This window comes from Pseudomonas putida (genome assembly GCF_005080685.1).
Taxonomy (GTDB): domain Bacteria; phylum Pseudomonadota; class Gammaproteobacteria; order Pseudomonadales; family Pseudomonadaceae; genus Aquipseudomonas; species Aquipseudomonas putida_V.
On the sequence record NZ_CP039371.1, the window covers coordinates 1,375,258 to 1,395,840 of the forward strand.

Annotated in this window: 11 protein-coding genes, 2 tRNA genes and 3 rRNA genes; all 16 read left to right on the forward strand. The window is 60.6% G+C overall.

All coding sequences use genetic code 11. The features are described from left to right. The first annotated feature begins 545 nt into the window (after positions 1–545). The 16 genes from E6B08_RS06625 to E6B08_RS06700 all read left to right on the forward strand — a co-directional run bounded on the left by E6B08_RS06625 (position 546) and on the right by E6B08_RS06700 (position 20,537). Positions 546–2,082 (forward strand): 16S ribosomal RNA (locus E6B08_RS06625). Positions 2,083–2,161: 79 nt separating this feature from the next. Then, positions 2,162–2,238: transfer RNA gene (locus E6B08_RS06630), tRNA-Ile, on the forward strand. Between the two features lie 6 nt (positions 2,239–2,244). Further along, positions 2,245–2,320 (forward strand) — tRNA-Ala (locus tag E6B08_RS06635). Positions 2,321–2,567: 247 nt separating this feature from the next. Further along, positions 2,568–5,460, forward strand: a 23S ribosomal RNA gene (locus tag E6B08_RS06640). 147 nt (positions 5,461–5,607) lie between these two features. Then, positions 5,608–5,723: ribosomal RNA gene (gene rrf / locus E6B08_RS06645) — 5S ribosomal RNA — on the forward strand. The 16S, 23S and 5S rRNA genes sit together here with 2 tRNA genes alongside, the layout of an rRNA operon. A gap of 135 nt (positions 5,724–5,858) precedes the next feature. Further along, positions 5,859–6,749 carry a LysR family transcriptional regulator gene (locus E6B08_RS06650; protein ID WP_136913294.1) on the forward strand — a complete coding sequence of 297 codons (891 nt, stop codon included), beginning with the start codon at positions 5,859–5,861 and terminating at the stop codon, positions 6,747–6,749. 148 nt (positions 6,750–6,897) lie between these two features. Beyond that, positions 6,898–9,570 (forward strand): aconitate hydratase AcnA, encoded by a 2,673-nt coding sequence (acnA, locus tag E6B08_RS06655; RefSeq protein WP_136913295.1) that lies wholly within the window; start codon positions 6,898–6,900, stop codon positions 9,568–9,570. A 258-nt stretch (positions 9,571–9,828) separates the two neighbouring features. Beyond that, positions 9,829–10,881 carry a lactonase family protein gene (locus E6B08_RS06660; RefSeq protein WP_136917341.1) on the forward strand — a complete coding sequence of 351 codons (1,053 nt, stop codon included), beginning with the start codon at positions 9,829–9,831 and terminating at the stop codon, positions 10,879–10,881. A gap of 63 nt (positions 10,882–10,944) precedes the next feature. Further along, a complete protein-coding gene (locus E6B08_RS06665; RefSeq protein WP_136913296.1) occupies positions 10,945–12,261 on the forward strand; it encodes an MFS transporter in 1,317 nt (438 codons plus the stop codon). A 95-nt stretch (positions 12,262–12,356) separates the two neighbouring features. Continuing rightward, positions 12,357–13,610 carry an OprD family porin gene (locus E6B08_RS06670; RefSeq protein WP_136913297.1) on the forward strand — a complete coding sequence of 418 codons (1,254 nt, stop codon included), beginning with the start codon at positions 12,357–12,359 and terminating at the stop codon, positions 13,608–13,610. 97 nt (positions 13,611–13,707) lie between these two features. Beyond that, positions 13,708–14,436: a transporter substrate-binding domain-containing protein gene (locus tag E6B08_RS06675; RefSeq protein ID WP_136913298.1), complete on the forward strand. Its 729-nt coding sequence runs from the start codon at positions 13,708–13,710 to the stop codon at positions 14,434–14,436. A gap of 47 nt (positions 14,437–14,483) precedes the next feature. Further along, a complete protein-coding gene (locus E6B08_RS06680; RefSeq protein WP_136913299.1) occupies positions 14,484–16,127 on the forward strand; it encodes an acetolactate synthase large subunit in 1,644 nt (547 codons plus the stop codon). 97 nt (positions 16,128–16,224) lie between these two features. Then, a complete protein-coding gene (locus E6B08_RS06685; protein WP_136913300.1) occupies positions 16,225–16,779 on the forward strand; it encodes a UPF0149 family protein in 555 nt (184 codons plus the stop codon). Positions 16,780–16,903: 124 nt separating this feature from the next. Beyond that, the gene (locus E6B08_RS06690) at positions 16,904–17,527 is read left to right on the forward strand and encodes a glutathione S-transferase family protein (RefSeq protein ID WP_136913301.1); all 624 of its coding nucleotides are present in this window, start codon (positions 16,904–16,906) and stop codon (positions 17,525–17,527) included. Positions 17,528–17,554: 27 nt separating this feature from the next. After that, the gene (locus E6B08_RS06695) at positions 17,555–19,576 is read left to right on the forward strand and encodes a pyridoxamine 5'-phosphate oxidase family protein (protein ID WP_136913302.1); all 2,022 of its coding nucleotides are present in this window, start codon (positions 17,555–17,557) and stop codon (positions 19,574–19,576) included. Positions 19,577–19,637: 61 nt separating this feature from the next. After that, positions 19,638–20,537 (forward strand): LysR family transcriptional regulator, encoded by a 900-nt coding sequence (locus E6B08_RS06700; RefSeq protein ID WP_136913303.1) that lies wholly within the window; start codon positions 19,638–19,640, stop codon positions 20,535–20,537. Positions 20,538–20,583: the final 46 nt, after the last annotated feature.

Here is a 20,583-nt window from a genome sequence, read left to right on the forward strand (position 1 = left end):
GGCGGGCCCCTGGTGGCCTCAACGCGGTCCTTTTCCCTAAATATCTGATTTTCATCAAATTACCTGTTGACGCCGTTTCGAATCTCCTTATAATGCGCACCACTTCCAGCGACAACGGAACGAAAAACTCCTTGAGATTCAACGAGTTAGATAGTTCGGTGACGCTGAAAGGGCTTCGATCAACTGATCGGCAGCGGTGAAAAAGGCAGTTGACAGCGGTTTTAAACGCTGTATTATTCGCCTCCCGCTACGAGAGATCGCAGCGAGTCAAGTGTTTGAAGCTAAACGAGTTTCTCGGAAAAAACTTCAAAATAAACGCTTGACACGAAATGAGGAAAGCGTAGAATGCGCGCCTCGGTTGAGACGAAGCGCTCTTAGCCAAACGCTCTTTAACAAATTGAATCAAGCAATTCGTGTGGGTGCTTGTGAGTACGGACTGATAGTCAAAAAGATTATCAGCATCACAAGTGACCATGCGAGAAATCACATAGTCATTTGAGATTGCTGAGCCAAGTTTAGGGTTTCTTAAAAACCCAAGCAGTATTGAACTGAAGAGTTTGATCATGGCTCAGATTGAACGCTGGCGGCAGGCCTAACACATGCAAGTCGAGCGGATGACGGGAGCTTGCTCCTTGATTCAGCGGCGGACGGGTGAGTAATGCCTAGGAATCTGCCTGGTAGTGGGGGACAACGTTTCGAAAGGAACGCTAATACCGCATACGTCCTACGGGAGAAAGCAGGGGACCTTCGGGCCTTGCGCTATCAGATGAGCCTAGGTCGGATTAGCTAGTTGGTGAGGTAATGGCTCACCAAGGCGACGATCCGTAACTGGTCTGAGAGGATGATCAGTCACACTGGAACTGAGACACGGTCCAGACTCCTACGGGAGGCAGCAGTGGGGAATATTGGACAATGGGCGAAAGCCTGATCCAGCCATGCCGCGTGTGTGAAGAAGGTCTTCGGATTGTAAAGCACTTTAAGTTGGGAGGAAGGGCAGTAAGCTAATACCTTGCTGTTTTGACGTTACCGACAGAATAAGCACCGGCTAACTCTGTGCCAGCAGCCGCGGTAATACAGAGGGTGCAAGCGTTAATCGGAATTACTGGGCGTAAAGCGCGCGTAGGTGGTTTGTTAAGTTGGATGTGAAAGCCCCGGGCTCAACCTGGGAACTGCATCCAAAACTGGCAAGCTAGAGTACGGTAGAGGGTGGTGGAATTTCCTGTGTAGCGGTGAAATGCGTAGATATAGGAAGGAACACCAGTGGCGAAGGCGACCACCTGGACTGATACTGACACTGAGGTGCGAAAGCGTGGGGAGCAAACAGGATTAGATACCCTGGTAGTCCACGCCGTAAACGATGTCAACTAGCCGTTGGAATCCTTGAGATTTTAGTGGCGCAGCTAACGCATTAAGTTGACCGCCTGGGGAGTACGGCCGCAAGGTTAAAACTCAAATGAATTGACGGGGGCCCGCACAAGCGGTGGAGCATGTGGTTTAATTCGAAGCAACGCGAAGAACCTTACCAGGCCTTGACATGCAGAGAACTTTCCAGAGATGGATTGGTGCCTTCGGGAACTCTGACACAGGTGCTGCATGGCTGTCGTCAGCTCGTGTCGTGAGATGTTGGGTTAAGTCCCGTAACGAGCGCAACCCTTGTCCTTAGTTACCAGCACGTTATGGTGGGCACTCTAAGGAGACTGCCGGTGACAAACCGGAGGAAGGTGGGGATGACGTCAAGTCATCATGGCCCTTACGGCCTGGGCTACACACGTGCTACAATGGTCGGTACAGAGGGTTGCCAAGCCGCGAGGTGGAGCTAATCTCACAAAACCGATCGTAGTCCGGATCGCAGTCTGCAACTCGACTGCGTGAAGTCGGAATCGCTAGTAATCGCGAATCAGAATGTCGCGGTGAATACGTTCCCGGGCCTTGTACACACCGCCCGTCACACCATGGGAGTGGGTTGCACCAGAAGTAGCTAGTCTAACCTTCGGGAGGACGGTTACCACGGTGTGATTCATGACTGGGGTGAAGTCGTAACAAGGTAGCCGTAGGGGAACCTGCGGCTGGATCACCTCCTTAATCGACGACATCAGCCTGCTGATGAGCTCCCACACGAATTGCTTGATTCAAGAAGTTGAAGACGATCAAGACCCTATATAGGTCTGTAGCTCAGTTGGTTAGAGCGCACCCCTGATAAGGGTGAGGTCGGCAGTTCAAATCTGCCCAGACCTACCAATATGCGGGGCCATAGCTCAGCTGGGAGAGCGCCTGCCTTGCACGCAGGAGGTCAGCGGTTCGATCCCGCTTGGCTCCACCACGTTTGCTGTAACGCGTAGTACTTGATCAGAACTTAGAAATGAACATTCGTGAATGAATGTTGATTTCTGGCTTTTGTCAGATCGTTCTTTAAAAATTCGGATATGTGATAGATATAGACTGAACACCAGTTTCACTGCTGGTGGATCAGGCTAAGGTAAAATTTGTGAGTTCTGCGCGAAAGCGCAACGTACGAATTTTCGGCGAATGTCGTCTTCACAGTATAACCAGATTGCTTGGGGTTATATGGTCAAGTGAAGAAGCGCATACGGTGGATGCCTTGGCAGTCAGAGGCGATGAAAGACGTGGTAGCCTGCGATAAGCTTTGGGGAGTCGGCAAACAGACTGTGATCCAGAGATCTCTGAATGGGGGAACCCACTCAGCACAAGCTGAGTATCTTGTACTGAATACATAGGTGCAAGAGGCGAACCAGGGGAACTGAAACATCTAAGTACCCTGAGGAAAAGAAATCAACCGAGATTCCCTTAGTAGTGGCGAGCGAACGGGGACCAGCCCTTAAGTTGATTTGAGATTAGTGGAACGCTCTGGAAAGTGCGGCCATAGTGGGTGATAGCCCCGTACACGAAAATCTCTTATCAATGAAATCGAGTAGGACGGAGCACGAGAAACTTTGTCTGAATATGGGGGGACCATCCTCCAAGGCTAAATACTACTGACTGACCGATAGTGAACCAGTACCGTGAGGGAAAGGCGAAAAGAACCCCGGAGAGGGGAGTGAAATAGAACCTGAAACCGTATGCGTACAAGCAGTGGGAGCCTACTTTGTTAGGTGACTGCGTACCTTTTGTATAATGGGTCAGCGACTTATATTCAGTGGCGAGCTTAACCGAATAGGGGAGGCGTAGCGAAAGCGAGTCTTAATAGGGCGTTTAGTCGCTGGGTATAGACCCGAAACCGGGCGATCTATCCATGGGCAGGTTGAAGGTTAGGTAACACTGACTGGAGGACCGAACCGACTACCGTTGAAAAGTTAGCGGATGACCTGTGGATCGGAGTGAAAGGCTAATCAAGCTCGGAGATAGCTGGTTCTCCTCGAAAGCTATTTAGGTAGCGCCTCATGTATCACTGTAGGGGGTAGAGCACTGTTTCGGCTAGGGGGTCATCCCGACTTACCAAACCGATGCAAACTCCGAATACCTACAAGTGCCGAGCATGGGAGACACACGGCGGGTGCTAACGTCCGTCGTGAAAAGGGAAACAACCCAGACCGTCAGCTAAGGTCCCAAAGTCATGGTTAAGTGGGAAACGATGTGGGAAGGCTTAGACAGCTAGGAGGTTGGCTTAGAAGCAGCCATCCTTTAAAGAAAGCGTAATAGCTCACTAGTCGAGTCGGCCTGCGCGGAAGATGTAACGGGGCTCAAACCATGCACCGAAGCTACGGGTATCATCGTATGATGATGCGGTAGAGGAGCGTTCTGTAAGCCTGTGAAGGTGAGTTGAGAAGCTTGCTGGAGGTATCAGAAGTGCGAATGCTGACATGAGTAACGACAATGGGAGTGAAAAACTCCCACGCCGAAAGACCAAGGTTTCCTGCGCAACGTTAATCGACGCAGGGTTAGTCGGTCCCTAAGGCGAGGCTGAAAAGCGTAGTCGATGGAAAACAGGTTAATATTCCTGTACTTCCAGTTATTGCGATGGAGGGACGGAGAAGGCTAGGCCAGCTTGGCGTTGGTTGTCCAAGTTTAAGGTGGTAGGCTGAGATCTTAGGCAAATCCGGGATCTCAAGGCCGAGAGCTGATGACGAGTTGCCTTTAGGCGACGAAGTGGTTGATGCCATGCTTCCAAGAAAAGCTCCTAAGCTTCAGATAACTGGGAACCGTACCCCAAACCGACACAGGTGGTTAGGTAGAGAATACCAAGGCGCTTGAGAGAACTCGGGTGAAGGAACTAGGCAAAATGGCACCGTAACTTCGGGAGAAGGTGCGCCGGTGAGGGTGAAGCACTTGCTGCGTAAGCCCACGCCGGTCGAAGATACCAGGCCGCTGCGACTGTTTATTAAAAACACAGCACTCTGCAAACACGAAAGTGGACGTATAGGGTGTGACGCCTGCCCGGTGCCGGAAGGTTAATTGATGGGGTTAGCGCAAGCGAAGCTCTTGATCGAAGCCCCGGTAAACGGCGGCCGTAACTATAACGGTCCTAAGGTAGCGAAATTCCTTGTCGGGTAAGTTCCGACCTGCACGAATGGCGTAACGATGGCGGCGCTGTCTCCACCCGAGACTCAGTGAAATTGAAATCGCTGTGAAGATGCAGTGTATCCGCGGCTAGACGGAAAGACCCCGTGAACCTTTACTATAGCTTTGCACTGGACTTTGAATTTGCTTGTGTAGGATAGGTGGGAGGCTTTGAAGTGGGGACGCCAGTTCTCATGGAGCCATCCTTGAAATACCACCCTGGCAACTTTGAGGTTCTAACTCAGGTCCGTCATCCGGATCGAGGACAGTGTATGGTGGGTAGTTTGACTGGGGCGGTCTCCTCCCAAAGAGTAACGGAGGAGTACGAAGGTGCGCTCAGACCGGTCGGAAATCGGTCGTAGAGTATAAAGGCAAAAGCGCGCTTGACTGCGAGACAAACACGTCGAGCAGGTACGAAAGTAGGTCTTAGTGATCCGGTGGTTCTGTATGGAAGGGCCATCGCTCAACGGATAAAAGGTACTCCGGGGATAACAGGCTGATACCGCCCAAGAGTTCATATCGACGGCGGTGTTTGGCACCTCGATGTCGGCTCATCACATCCTGGGGCTGAAGCCGGTCCCAAGGGTATGGCTGTTCGCCATTTAAAGTGGTACGCGAGCTGGGTTTAGAACGTCGTGAGACAGTTCGGTCCCTATCTGCCGTGGACGTTTGAGATTTGAGAGGGGCTGCTCCTAGTACGAGAGGACCGGAGTGGACGAACCTCTGGTGTTCCGGTTGTCACGCCAGTGGCATTGCCGGGTAGCTATGTTCGGAAGAGATAACCGCTGAAAGCATCTAAGCGGGAAACTTGCCTCAAGATGAGATCTCACTGGGATCTTGAATCCCCTAAAGGGCCGTCGAAGACTACGACGTTGATAGGTTGGGTGTGTAAGCGCTGTGAGGCGTTGAGCTAACCAATACTAATTGCCCGTGAGGCTTGACCATATAACACCCAAGCAATTTGCGCGCCGAGCCAAATTGTGGTGGTGAAGACGAAAGAACCGAAAATTCGGCTCACAAATTAAAAGCAGCACAAATTCACATATCCGAATTCGCTGGGCTGTCCATCTGGACATTCTGGCAACAGAATTTCTTGACGACCATAGAGCATTGGAACCACCTGATCCCATCCCGAACTCAGCAGTGAAACGATGCATCGCCGATGGTAGTGTGGGGTTTCCCCATGTGAGAGTAGGTCATCGTCAAGATTCATTTCGCAAAACCCCTATCTGCGCGAGCAGATAGGGGTTTTGTCTTTCTGCGCTAGCGATGCAGGCGCCGGCTTGCCGGTGATAATGTCCCAAGCGTATGGTGTGCCTCCTGAACAGCTACCCGTACCCGTCATGCGCTACGACCTCACCAGCCTGGACCTCTTCATCACCGTCGCCCAGGAGCGCAACCTCACCCGCGCCGCAGGCATCAAGCACCTGGCCGTCTCGGCCGTCAGCAAACGCATCAGCGAGCTGGAGGCCCAGATCGGTTCGCCGCTGCTGATTCGCAATGCCCGTGGTGTCGAGTTGACCCCGGCCGGCCAGTCGCTGCTGTTCTACGCACGCCAGCTCAAGCAGACCATGGCCCAGCTCGACAATGAGCTCAGTGAGTTCGCCGCCGGTGTCAAAGGCCATATCCGTATCCATGCCATCACCTCGGCGCTGTCGCAGTTCCTCCCCCAGGACGTGGCTGGCTTTGCCGAGCGCTACCCGCAGATCAAGTTCGATATCGAAGAGCGGGTCGGCTCGGCGGTAATTCGTGCGGTTGCCGATGGCAGGGCGGATTTGGGCATCATTGCCTCGCATACTCCCGCCCAAGGCTTGGAAACCCTCCCATATCGCCACGACGAACTGACGCTGGTGGTGCCAGGCAACCACCCCTTGGCATCGCTCAAATCGGTGCAGTTCAACGAGTTGATCGAGCACGAGTTCGTTGGCCCCCACCTCGACAGCTCCTTGCATGCCCTGCTGACCCGCGAGGCCGACAAGCTCGGCCAATCGCTGAAGCTGCGCATCCGCATCAGCAGCTTCGACTGCATGTGTCGCATGGTCTCGAACGGCCTCGGTCTGGCAGTGCTGCCACGCAGCGTGGTCGAGCCTTATTTGCGCAGCTATCGGCTCAAGCGCGTGGTATTGAACGAACCCTGGGCGCGTCGCTCGCTGTTGCTGGTCCTGCGCAAGGATGAGGCCGCCGCGCCGACCCTGCGAACCTTCATCGATCACCTCAGTCAACCCGTCGACTAACCCCGTCGAGCGTTCTCCATTGGAGAACGCTGCCGTGGTAATTGATCAATTTTCACCAGCGCCTCTGCCCCCTAGTATCGCCTTATCCGTTGAGCCCGACGTCTACGTCATGGCCAACCACAACGATAAGAAACCGAGCGATACGCGCATGACCGACACTGCCCGCGACCTGATGAGTACCCTCGAGATCGACCAGGCGCAATTCGTCTACATCGATCTGAAAAAGCTGCTAAGCGCCAGCCAGCTGCAACGTCTGCCTTACTCCATTCGCATCCTTCTGGAGAATGTCGCCCGTTGCACTCCCGACGCGCTGGCACCCGTGCTGGCCCGAGCCATCGGTCTAGGCCCGGATTGCGAAGTACCCTTTCAGCCCAACCGCCTGATGTTCCACGACACCACCTGCCTGCCAGCCCTGGCCGACTTCGCCGGCATGCGTGACGTGGTCGCCGAGCTCGGTGGCGATCCCAGCGCCATGAATCCGCAGATCCCCGCCGTGCTGACCATCGACCACTCGGTGATCGTCGAGCGATACGCCGAAGCCGATGCCGTCGAGCAGAACCTGGACATCGATTTCCGCCGCAACAGCGAGCGCTATCGCTTCATCAAGTGGGCGCAGAAGAGCCTCGACAATTTCGGTGTGATCCCGCCAGGCACCGGCATCATCCATCAGATGAACATGGAAGCTCTGGCTAAGGTGGTGTGGGAAAGCCGCACCGAAGACGGCCAGCGGCTGCTGCATCCCGACGACATGGTCGCCACCGACAGCCATACCCCGATGATCAACGCCATCGGCGTGCTCGGCTGGGGTGTGGGTGGCTTGGAAGGGCAGGCCGCGATGGTCGGCGAACCGGTGCCGATCAACTTTCCCAAGGTCATCGGCTTGCGGGTCGTCAACGCCTTGCGCCCGGGCGTGACCGCTACCGACCTGTCCCTGCATGTAGCCGAGATCCTTCGCCAGCGGTCGGTGGTCGGCAAGTTTGTCGAGTTCACCGGCCCTGGGCTGTCGAGCCTTGGCTGGGCGGCCCGCGGCACAGTGGCCAACATGGCCCCTGAGTATGGCGCGACCGTAGTCTTCTTCCCGTTCGACGATCAGACCCTGGACTACCTGCAGCTCACCGGCCGCAGCGCCGAACTGTGTTTGCAGGCCGCGACCTACATGCACACCCAGGGCCTGCACCGACGCGACGACCTCCCCGAACCCGAGTTCGACGAACTGATCGAGCTGGACCTCGCCAGTATCGAGCCGAGCGTTGCCGGCCCGTACCAGCCACACCAACGCCAGCCGCTGTCGGCTGCCGGCGCGTCGTTCCGCGAACAAGTGCTCGGTGGTGCGAATCTGATTGCCGGCCCTTCCGAGCAACAGTTCTTCGAGCCTACCTTCAAGACCCCGATCAGCCACGGCGCGGTAGTGCTCTCGGCCATTACCAGTTGCACCAACACCGCCAACCCGGCGCAGATGATCCAGGCCGGCCTGCTGGCCCGTAACGCCCGGCGCCTGGGCCTGCAACGCAAACCCTGGGTCAAGACCTCGCTGTCGCCCGGTTCTCAGGTGGTAGCCGACTACCTCGCCGAAGCCGACCTGCTGCAAGACTTTTCCGCGCTCGGTTTCGACCTGGCCGGTTTCGGCTGCATGACCTGCATCGGCAACTCCGGCAAGCTCGAAACACATGTCGAGGCCTTTGCCGATCAAGGCCTCAAGGGCGTGGTGGTGCTCTCCGGCAACCGCAACTTCGAAGGCCGGGTGAACCCCAAGGTGCCCGCCGGTTACCTGGCTTCGCCCGCACTGTGCGTAGCGTTTGCCATCTCCGGGCGTATCGACACCGACCTGACCCGCGAAGCGCTTGGCGAGGATGCCAACGGCAAGCCGGTCTACCTGCATGACCTGATGCCAAGCGACAACGAAGTGGCTGCCCTGGTCGCCCAAGTAGTCAAACCCGAGTTCTTCCGCCAACGCCTGGCAACGGTCTGGGACGGTACACACCATTGGCAGGCCCTGTCTGCCGAAGGCAGCGTGCAGTTCCCCTGGGACGCCGCGTCCACCTACCTGCGCCGCCCGCAGTACCTGGCCGAGGTCAAGGCGCAGGCCAACCCCAGCCTGGCGATCCACGGTGCCCGCGCGCTGATGGTACTGGGTGACAACGTGACCACCGACCACATTTCCCCTGCCGGGGCGATCCCCGCCGACAGCCTGGCCGGGCAATGGCTGCTCGAACGCGGCGAGGACCCTCAGGACCTCAACCAGTACTCCACTCGTCGTAGTAACCACGAAGTCATGCTGCGCGGCGCGTTCACCAACAAGTCGGTGCGTAACCGCTTGCTCGGTGACCTGCAGCCCGGTGTCGGTGCCTGGGCCTGGAACGCCGACCACAGCCAGTGCCTGCCACTGTTCGAGGCCGCGCAGAGCTATGCCGGCACGCCGCTGGTGGTGTTTGCCGGTATCAACTACGGCGCCGGCTCCAGCCGCGACTGGGCAGCCAAGGCCCAGGCCCTGCTCGGCGTGCGTGCAGTGGTCGCGCGTAGCATCGAGCGCATCCATCGCAGCAACCTGATCGGCATGGGCGTGCTGCCGCTGCTGTTCCCGCAAGGGCAGGGCGTGGACGACCTGCAGCTCGATGGCAGCGAGCGCTTCGACTTCATCGGCCTGGATGAGCTGACGGTGGGCGAGAACCGCATTCGCCTGCAGATCCTGCGTGCCGATGGTCGTCGCGACGAGGCCGAGTTGGTGGCGCGCCTCGATTCGCAGCAGGAGATCCGTTACCTGGCCAACGGTGGCGTGCTGCCCTACGTGATCCGCAAGGTGGTGCGACGCACGCGCGCTTGACCCTTTATCAGAGGCCCCGCCTGGGGCCGCCCTGTACTCCTCACAACAACAAAAAAGGAAGACAGCATGCAAGGCGACGATCAGGGCGCGGCAACGCGCCTGCCTGAAGCCCAAGCGGGGCTGCACCGACGCACCTTCATTCAACAGCTGAGTGCTGCGGCCGGTGTGTCGCTGCTCGGCACGCTGCTGCCGCCGGGGATCGCCCTGGCCGCTGGCAGCCAGGATTCCAACGTATCCGCAAATGGGAGAACAACCCCTATGTACGCCTATGTCGGCTCTCGCACCACCCGCGAGCGCAATGCCCGGGGCGACGGCATCACGGTCTATCGCCTGGACCAGCAAGCCGGCACCTTGGACAAGGTCCAGGTGGTCGGCGATCTGGTAAATCCATCGTTCCTGGCGCTGAATCGCGCTGGCAACCGCCTCTACACCGTGCATGGCGATCTCAGCGAAATCAGCGCCTTCGCCGTCGACAAAGCCAGCGGCAAGCTCAGCTTTCTCAACCGCCAGAGCTGCGAGGGCAAGAACCCGGTGCACCTGGCACTGGATCCGAGCGAGCGCTTCCTGGTGGTATCCAACCATATCGGTGGCAGCCTGGCCGTGCTCAACGTCGAGCAGGATGGCCGTCTGGGCAGCCTCAACCAGTTGCTCAAGCTCGAAGGCCCGACCGGCCCACATCGCGTCGAGCAGCCCTTCGCCAAACCACACTTCAATCCTTTCGACGCTTCGGGCAATTTCGTCCTGGTGCCGGACAAAGGGCTGGACCGGGTGTTCAGCTTCCGCTTCGACAACGGCAAGCTGTTCCCCGCCGATCAGCCGTTCGTTACCACCCGCGAGGGCGCCGGCCCACGGCACCTGGCGTTGCACCCGAAGGCGCCGCTGGCCTATGTGGTCAACGAGCTGGACTCGACCGTCACCACCTACCGCTTCGACCCGCTGAGCGGCGCATTGCACCCGCTGCAGATTCTTTCCTCGTTGCCGGCGAGTTTCACCGGCAACAGCCGCGCCTCGGAAATCGAAGTCGACCGCAGTGGCCGCTTCCTGTACGCCTCCAACCGCGGCTACGACAGCATCGCGGTGTACGCCATCGATGCCCAGAGCGGCCTGCTGAGCCTGGTCGAGGTAGAGCCGACTGCCGGCAAGACCCCACGCTTCTTTGCCCTGACCCCCAACCAGCGCTTCGTCTTCGCCCTCAACGAAGACAGCGACAGCATCATTGCCCTGGCAGTCGATGCGCAGCACGGACGCTTGAGCAAGACCGGGTTCTCGGTTTCGACCGGTAGTCCGGTGTGCATGGTTTTTTCTGCCTGAACCGTGCTGCACAGATAACAATGACAAGGGGCGGGCCATGGCCTGCCCCACAGTGAGGTCGCCATGAACAACAACAAGACAGTCGATGAGCAGGCAACGGTGCGCAAAGTCACCCTGCGCATCATTCCTTTCATGTTCCTGCTCTACATCGTTTCCTACCTGGACCGCGCCAACATCGGCTACGCCGCGTTGGAAATGAACAAGGAACTCGCCCTGACCAGCGAGGCCTTCGGTTTCATTTCTGGGATCTTTTTCATCGGCTACTTTCTGTTCGAAGTGCCGAGCAACGTGATGCTCAACAAGTACGGCGCGCGGGTGTGGATCGCTCGCATCCTGGTGACCTGGGGCGCCATCGCGGCCGCCACCGCGTTCGCCCAGACCGCCAACCAGCTGTATGTGTTGCGGTTCTTCCTGGGGGTGGCCGAAGCTGGCTTCTTCCCCGGCGTGATCGTCTACCTGACCTACTGGTTCCGCTCCAAGGAACTAGCCACCACCGTGGCGCTGTTCACCGCAGCGATCCCGGTCAGCTATATCATCGGTGCGCCGCTTTCGACCTGGATCATGGATAACATCAAGTGGCTCGACTGGAGCGGCTGGCGCTGGATGCTGTTCCTCGAAGGCGTGCCGGCGGTGTTCCTCGGTGTGGCCTGCTTCTTCTTCCTCACCGACAAGCCCGAGCAGGCCAAGTGGTTGAGCCAAGCCGAGAAGGACTGGCTGCTTGCCGAGCTCGAGCGCGATCGCCAGAGCCGCAAGAACGTCAAGCGCCTGAGCGTGTTCAAGACCATGGTCAACCCCAAGGTGCTTTACCTGGCGTTCATCTATTTCGTCTACCAGTGCGGCAGCCTCGGCGTCGGTTACTGGATGCCGCAGATCATCAAGGGCTTCTCCAGCAGCCTGACCCACACCCAGATCGGCCTGATCGCCATGCTGCCGTACATCGTCGCGACGATCCTGATGGTGCTGTGGTCGCGCAGCTCCGACCGACGCGACGAGCGCAAGCTGCACTCGGCCATACCGCTGGCGGTGGCGGCGCTGGGCCTGGTGGGCGCGGCGATGCTGCCCAGCCCCGTGGCCTCGATGGCGATGATCTGTGTTGCGCTCACCGGGCTTTACAGCTTCAAGTCGCCATTCTGGGCGCTGCCGACGTTGTTCCTCGACCGAGCCACCGCTGCCGTGTCGATCGCCGTGATCAACTCCATTGGCAACCTCGGCGGCTTCGCTGGGCCGTCGCTGATCGGTGTGGTGAAGGGCCAGAGCGGCAGCGCTGCGACCGGCCTGATGTTCCTCAGCGCGCTGCTGCTGGTGGCTTTCCTGATGACGGTGCTGATGCGCGTGGGCAACAAGGAACTGGATCCCCCGGTACCGGCCTCCGCGCACTGACCCTCGAATCCCCTTCGAACCTGTAGGAGCCGGCTTGCCGGCGAAGGGGCCGCGACGCGGCCTCTGGTTTCCTGTCGCCCATACGGACCCGCCAGATGCACAACAACAAGAACATCCTGCGTACCCTGATTTCCCTGTCCCCCTGCCTGCTGGCCAGCCCCGTCGACGCCGCAGGCTTTTTCGACGACAGCAAGGCCAGCCTGCAACTGCAGAACTACTACTTCAACCGCGACTTTCGTGATGGTGCCGGACAGTCCAAGCGTGAAGAGTGGGCCCAGGGCTTTCTCTTCGATTTTCGCTCTGGTTACACCCCTGGCACCGTCGGCTTCGGCCTGGACGCCCTGGGCATGCTCGGCATCAAGCTCGACTCCAGCCCGGACCGCGCCGGTTCCGGTTTGCTGCCGGTGCATGACGATGGTCGCGCCGCCGATGAGTTCAGCCGCCTGGGCCTGACCGCCAAGGTCAAGGTCTCGGCCAGCGAGCTCAAGTACGGCACGCTGATCCCCAAGCTGCCGACCGTGCAGGCCAACACCGGTCGCATCTTGCCGCAGACCTTCGAGGGTGGCTTGTTCACCGCCAGGGAGATCGACGGCCTGACGTTTACTGCTGCACGCTTCGACCGAATGACCGATCGCGACTCGACCAACGCCACGAAGATCACCCTGAACAACAAGAACCGGCGCTTTGCCGGAGCAGTGGAGGGGGATGATTACTGGGTCGGCGGTGCTGATTATGCGCTAGGCAAGCAACTGACCCTGAGTTACCAGTACGCCGAGCTGCAGGATGTGTACCGGCAGAATTTCTTCGGTATCAACCATGTGTGGAACGTTGGCCCCGGCAAGCTCAAGAGCGATCTGCGCTACATGCTCAGCGAGGACGCCGGTAACGCCCGGGGTGGCAACATCGACAGCGGCGCGCTGAGCGGAATGTTCACCTACAGCCTGGGCGGTCATGCCTTTGCCCTGGGGTTGCAGAAGATGAATGGCGAAACCTCCATGCCGTTCCTCAACGGCACCGACCCGTACCTGACCAACTACATCCAGATCAACGACTTCGCCGAACCCGGCGAGCGCTCCTGGCAGTTGCGCTACGACTACGATTTCGCCGCAGTGGGCATGCCTGGCCTGAGTTTCATGACCCGCTACGTCAAGGGCGACCATGCCGATGCCGCCACCCTGGCAGGTGAGGGCCGTGAGTGGGAGCGCAATACCGATATCGCCTATGTGATCCAGAGCGGGCCCTTGAAGAATGTCGGCGTTCGCTGGCGTAATGCCGCCTATCGTTCCAACTTTGCCCGTGGCGCCGACGAGAACCGCCTGATCGTGTCCTACACCCTGCCTATCTGGTGAAGTCTTTCGCGGGCAAGCCCGCTCCCGCAGGGATTGCGCAAATCCTGTGGGAGCGGGCTTGCCCGCGAAGAGGCCCGCCGAGACAACGGAGAACTCCATGCCCATCGCCATCACCCCCGAACTCCTCGCCGAACTTGCCCCCGGCGGCATCCTCACCGCCGCCATCAACTTCGGCAACCCGGTCCTCGCCCAGCGCGGCCCAGACGGCGAACCCCAAGGCGTCTCGGTCGCCCTGGCCAAGGCCCTCGCCGAAGAACTCGGCGTCACCCTGCGCATGCGCACCTACGATGCCGCCGGCAAAGTCTTCGCCGACCTCGAGCAAGGCGCCTGGAACCTGGCCTTCCTCGCCATCGAACCGGTACGCGAAGCGCAGATCGCCTTCAGCGAGCCCTACGTGCTGATCGAAGGCACCTACCTGGTCAAGCGCGACGCCCCGTACCAGCACGTCGACGACCTCGACCAGCCAGGTTTGCGCCTGGCGGTGGGCAAGGGTGCGGCCTACGACCTGTTCCTCAGCCGCACCTTGCAGCACGCCGAACTGGTGCGCGCCGACACGTCCGCCGCTGCCGTCGATCAATTCTTCGAAGAAAACCTCGACGCGGCGGCCGGTGTACGGCAGCCTTTGCACAAGGCCGCAGAAGCCGATCCGCGCTACCGCGTGCTGGACGGTGCATTCACTGCCATCCGCCAGGCCATGGCGGTACCGCGTGGGTGCGACAATTCGGCTGAATTTGTACGTGACTTTATCGAACGTTGCCTACGTCAAGGATTTGTTCGGGGGGCTCTGCTTGCCACCGGACAATCCGACGTCAGCGCACCGCGCTGAAGACTCCTGGATTCACCACCGCAATATCACTTGAGGTTACAAGCAAGATGGCCAAGGCCGCCGATGTCGTTGTGCAATGCCTGGAAAACGAAGGTGTCGAGTATGTGTTCGGCATTCCTGGTGAGGAAAACCTCGACCTGCTGGAATCCCTGCGCAAGTCGAAGATCAAGCTGGTACTGACCCGCCACGAGCAGTCCGCGGGCTTCATGGCCGCCACCTATGGCCGCCTGACCGGCAAGACCGGCGTCAGCCTGTCGACCTTGGGCCCTGGTGCGACCAACCTGGTGACCGCCAGTGCCTACGCCTATCTCGGCGGCATGCCGATGATGATGATCACCGGCCAGAAGCCGATCAAGAAGTCCAAGCAAGGCCGTTTCCAGATCATCGACGTGTGCGGCATGATGGACCCCATCACCAAGTACACCCACCAGTTCGCCTCGGCCGACAACATTCCGGCGCGCATGCGTGAAGCCTTCCGCCTGGCCGAAGAAGAGAAGCCGGGCGCCGTGCACCTGGAGCTGCCGGAAGACATCGCCGCCGAGCAGACCGATGCCCTGCCGATCCCGCGTAGCTTGCACCGTCGCCCGCTGGCCGAGCACGTGGCCATCGAAGCCGCCGTCGAGAAGCTGCAGAAGGCCCGCAGCCCGATCCTGGTGATCGGTGCCGGCGCCAACCGCAAGATGACCGCCAAGGTCCTCAAGCAACTGATCGACAACACTGGCATCCCGTTCATCACCACCCAGATGGGTAAAGGCGTGGTCGACGAGCGTCACCCACGCTTCCTCGGCAACGCTGCGCTGTCGTCCGGTGACTTCGTTCACCGCGCCATCGAAGCGGCCGACCTGATCATCAACATCGGCCACGACGTGATCGAGAAGCCGCCATTCTTCATGGTCCGTGGCGGCACCGAAGTCATTCACATCAGCTTCCGCTCGGCTGAGGTCGATGCCGTGTATTTCCCCCAGGTCGAAGTGATCGGCGACATCGCCAACGCCGTGTGGCAGATCGGCGAAGCGCTGGGCGACACCTCGCACTGGGACTTCACCCGCCTGCTGGCGATCCGCGAAGCCAACGAAGTGCAGATCGCCGAAGGCGCCGATGACGACCGCTTCCCGGTCTACCCGCAGCGCCTGGTCGCCGACATCCGTCGCGTGCTGCCGTCCGAAGGCATCGTGGCCCTGGACAACGGCATCTACAAGATCTGGTTCGCCCGCAACTATAAGGCGCACAAGCCCAACACCGTGCTGCTGGACAACGCCTTGGCGACGATGGGCGCTGGCCTGCCATCGGCCATGGCGGCGCACCTGGTGTACCCGGATCGCCCGGTGATCTCGGTGTGTGGCGACGGCGGCTTCATGATGAACAGCCAAGAGCTGGAAACCGCAGTCCGCCTGGGCATGCACATCACCGTGGTGATCCTGCGTGACGACGGCTACGGCATGATCCGCTGGAAGCAGGCCAACATGGGCTTCACCGATTTTGGCCTGGACTATGGCAACCCGGACTTCGTCAAGTACGCCGAAGCCTACGGTGCCAATGGCCACCGCGTCGAAAGCGCCGAGGCCTTGCTGCCGCTGCTCGAGCACTGCATCAAGACCCCAGGCGTGCACGTGATCGACTGCCCGGTCGACTACAGCGAGAACGACCGCATCCTCAACAGCGAGCTGCGTGAGCGCGCGCTGGCGGTGTAAGGCCTGATCCCGGCAAGCCGGCTCCAGCAGGAGCCGGCTTGCCGGCGATGCTTTTGTGCTAGGGTGCAGGCAAATCTGCCTTCCAGGACACCCACCCATGCTCCCCGCGCTCAGCGACAAAGAACTCGACCGCCTCGAAGACCTGCTGATCACCTACGGCAACGACTATTCGGTGCTCAACCTGGCCGAGCTCAACGGTTTCTTCACCGCCCTGGCCAGTTCCCCGACCCGCATCAATCCCGAGCAATGGCTGCCTGCCGTGGCCGGTGGCAAGGTCCCCAAATTCAAGAAACCCGCCCACGAAGAGGCCTACACGGCACTGATGCTGCGTTATGCCCATCAGATCGGCGAAACCCTGGCCGACGACCTTGAGCACTTCGAGCCGCTGTTCGAGCAGAGCGAAGCCGAGGAGGGGCCGGCAGTGATCATGGAAGAGTGGTGCTTCGGCTACATGCGCGGTACCCAGGTGGCCGGTTGGGGCGAACTGCCGCCCGAGCAGGACCGCTTGCTCAAGGCCATTTCGCTGCATGGGTTGGAAGACAATTTCGAAGTGCTCGATGCCATGAGTTTCGATGAACTGCAGGCGTGTGTGCCGCAGGTGGTCGAGGCGTCGCGGGGACTGTACCGGTACCAGAAGCAGCAGCGGCACTGAGCCGACAGGATTATTTCGCTTAGCGAAATTATGGATTGCTCCCGGCGCTGATTCTACTGCCAGCGGAACGGGCGCAGCATGGCTCCTGACCCGCACCAGCCCGGTGCCGCCCAGGAGCCCGATCATGATCAAACTCTACAACTTCCCCAAGTCCGGCCACGCCCATCGCATCGAGCTGATGCTGTCGCTACTCGAACTGCCTGCCGAGCTGGTGTTCGTCGACCTGGCCAAGGGGGCGCACAAACAGCCGGACTTCCTGGCCTTGAATCCGTTCGGCCAGGTGCCGGTGCTGGATGACAACGGCACGGTCCTCGCCGACTCCAACGCCATCCTCGTCTACCTTGCCAGCACCTACGATGCGCGTGGCCAATGGTTGCCCCGCGACCCGCTCGGCGCCGCCCGGGTGCAGCGCTGGCTGTCGGTCGCCGCCGGGCCGTTGGCCTTCGGCCCGGCTGCCGCCCGCCTGGTCACGGTGTTCGGCGCCTCGTTCAACAGCGACGAAGTCATCGCTCGCGCTCACACCCTACTCAAGGTCATGGACGCGGAGCTTGGCAAGACCCCGTTCCTGGTCGGCAACGAGCCCACCATTGCCGATATCGCCAACTACTCTTACATCGCCCATGCCCCTGAGGGCAATGTCTCGCTGGACGCTTATCCCAACGTGCGCGCCTGGTTGGCACGCATCGAAGCGCTGCCGGGCTTCGTCGGCATGCCGCGTACCGCCGTGGGTCTGGAGACCCGCGCCTGAGCCATTCTCCCAGTGAGGTGTACGGCCATGCAGCAGATTCCCAAGCCTGACCTTTCGCCCTGGCATGTCGGCGAAAAACGCCTGCAGGAACGCGCCGGTGTAGCGCAGCGCATGGAGGCGTTCGGGCAGAAGGTCATCCGTGACCACATGCCCGACCAGCACCGGACCTTCTTCCAGCAATTGCCGTTCATGGTCGCCGGCACCGTGGATGCCGCTGGCCGGCCTTGGGCGACCCTGCTCGAGGGGCCGGAAGGTTTCGTCGAATCGCCCGACCCGAGGCAGTTGCTGATCCACGCCGCACCCGGCAGCGAAGACCCGGCGGCTGCGGGCCTGGCGGCGGGGGAGGCCATCGGCCTATTGGGCATCGAGTTGCATACGCGGCGGCGCAACCGCCTCAATGGCGTGCTGCAGGCGTCGGCTGACGGCCTGCTGCAGGTGCGGGTGCAGCAGTCTTTTGGCAATTGTCCCCAGTACATCCAGCTGCGTGATTATGTTCGCGTCGCGGAGCCGGCCGGCCCGCGGCAGGATTCGAGCAGCCTCGATGCGGCGGCGACGAGGATGATCGAGGGCGCCGATACTTTCTTCGTCGCCAGCTATTTCACCGATGCCAGCGGCCAGCGTGCGGTCGATGTCTCGCACCGTGGCGGGCGACCGGGCTTCGTCCGCGTCGAAGGCAATCGCCTGACCATCCCCGACTACGCCGGCAATCTGCATTTCAACACCCTTGGCAACTTGCTGGAAAACCCACGGGCCGGGCTGTTGTTCGTGGATTTTCGCAGTGGTGATGTGCTGCAGATCAGCGGACGCACCGAGGTGATCCTCGACAGCCCGCTGATCCAGGCGTTCGAGGGCGCCGAGCGGCTCTGGGTGGTGGAGGTCGAGCAGGTGGTGAGGCGTCCCGCGGCGCTGTCGCTGCGCTGGACGTTCCATGAATATGCGCCCACCAGCCTGCTCACCGGAACCTGGCGCGAGGCCGAGCAGCGCCTCCAGCAGCAGCGCCGCGAACGCCAGTGGCTGGGCTGGCAGGTGGTGCGCATCGAGCAGGAAAGCCGGGACATCCGCTCCTTTCACCTGGCGACGGACACGCCTGTGGCATTCGTGCCAGGCCAGCACATACCGGTGCGTATCGCCTTGCCGGGGCAGGCTCCGCTGATCCGAACCTACAGCCTCTCCAACGCGCCATCGGACGGCCAGCTGCGGATCAGCGTCAAAGCGCAAGGGCCGGCTTCGCGCTACCTGCATGAACACATCGAGGTGGGTGACAGGCTTGAAGTGCGCTTGCCCATGGGCAGCTTCATCCTCGATAGCCACAGCCCCCGACCCTTGGTACTGATAGGTGCCGGGGTGGGCATCACGCCGCTGATCGCCATGCTCCGCGAACAGTTGGCGGGGGGCACCGCCCGGCCTATCTACCTGTTCCACGGCGCCCGTAGCCTGGCCGACCTGCCGTTCCAGAAGGAGCTTGCCGCCTTGCAACAGCGCGCCGGTGGCCTGCTGCGCCTGCACCGTTCGCTGAGCCAACCGGAGCCAGACGCTGTGCCGGGGCGTGATTACGAGCATGCAGGCCGCCTCGGTATCGAGCAGGTCAAGGCGAACCTGGCACTGGACGATTACGACTTCTACCTGTGCGGGCCAGGGGCGTTCACCCAGGACCTCTATGAAGGTTTGCGCACCGTGGGGGTGGCGGATGGTCGAATCCACGCCGAGGCGTTCGGCCCTTCCACGCTGCGGCGTCATGGCGATGGCGATCAGCCGACCCTGCAACAGCCTCCCGCTGCCAGCGAAGCCGTACCGGTGTATTTCGCAGGGTCCGCCAAGGAAGCGCGTTGGGCGCCCGGCAGCGGTACCTTGCTGGAGCTGGCCGAGGCCCGTGGGCTCGCCCCCGAGTTCAGTTGCCGGGGTGGCTCGTGCGGCACCTGCCGGACCAAGTTGATCAGTGGCCAGGTGCATTACCCCAACCCGCCGGCCGAGCTGCCGCCAGACGCCGAGGTGCTGATTTGCTGCGCCGTGCCGGCGAGCAGCGAGCAGCCGTTGGTGCTGGATATCTGAGACGACCTCATGCAGCGTGGATAAGGGATAATCTCCAAACCTTTGATGCCCTGGAGGCGGCATGGACCATATCCACCTGATGCGTGTGTTCGTGGCGGTCGGCGAGCTCGAAAGCTTCGCCGCCGCCGCCCGTCGCCTGGCCATTTCAGCGGCGGCGGTGACCCGCGCGGTCGGGGCGCTGGAGGAAAGCCTCGGGGTCAAGTTGCTGCTGCGCACCACGCGCAGCGTGCGCCTGACCGAGGCCGGCAGCCGCTACCTGGAAGACAGCCGCAACATCCTCGCCAGCCTGCGCGAGGCCAATGAGGCTGCCGCGGGGGTCAATGCCGCGCCACGTGGCAACCTGGCGGTGACCGCGCCGATGCTGTTCGGCAAGTTTTTCGTCATGCCCTGCATCGTGCGCTACCTGCAGACCTATCCGGAGGTGGACGTCTCGGCGTTGTTTCTCGACCGGGTGGTGAACTTGGTGGAGGAGGGCATGGACGTTGCGGTGCGTATCGGCCCGTTGCCCGATTCCGGGCTCAAGGCGCGCCAGGTAGGCCAGGTACGCCGGTTGCTGTGCGCATCGCCCGACTACCTGGCACGCCATGGTACGCCGCGCCATCCCAGCGAGCTGGCGCAACATGCGTTGATCGCCGCCAACGGCGTGGGCGCGGGCCTGGAGTGGAAATTCCGCGAAGCTCAGGTACCGCTGTCGGTCCGCGTCAAACCGCGGCTGAACGTCACCAGCAACGATGCGGCGATCGCTGCCGCCACTGCCGGCCTGGGCATTGCCCACCTGCTGTCCTACCAAGTGGCCGATGACCTGGTCGCCGGGCGTTTGCGCACGGTACTCGAAGACTTCGAGGAGACCCCCTGGCCGATCCATGTGCTGCACCGCGAGAGCAAGTACGGCTCGGCCAAGGTACGGGCCTTCATCGACTTGCTGGTGAGCATGCTGGGCGAGCACCGCTACCTGAACTGAGGCGCGCGCGTTGGGGCGGCGGTGTCTGCCTCGCGGGCAAGCCCGC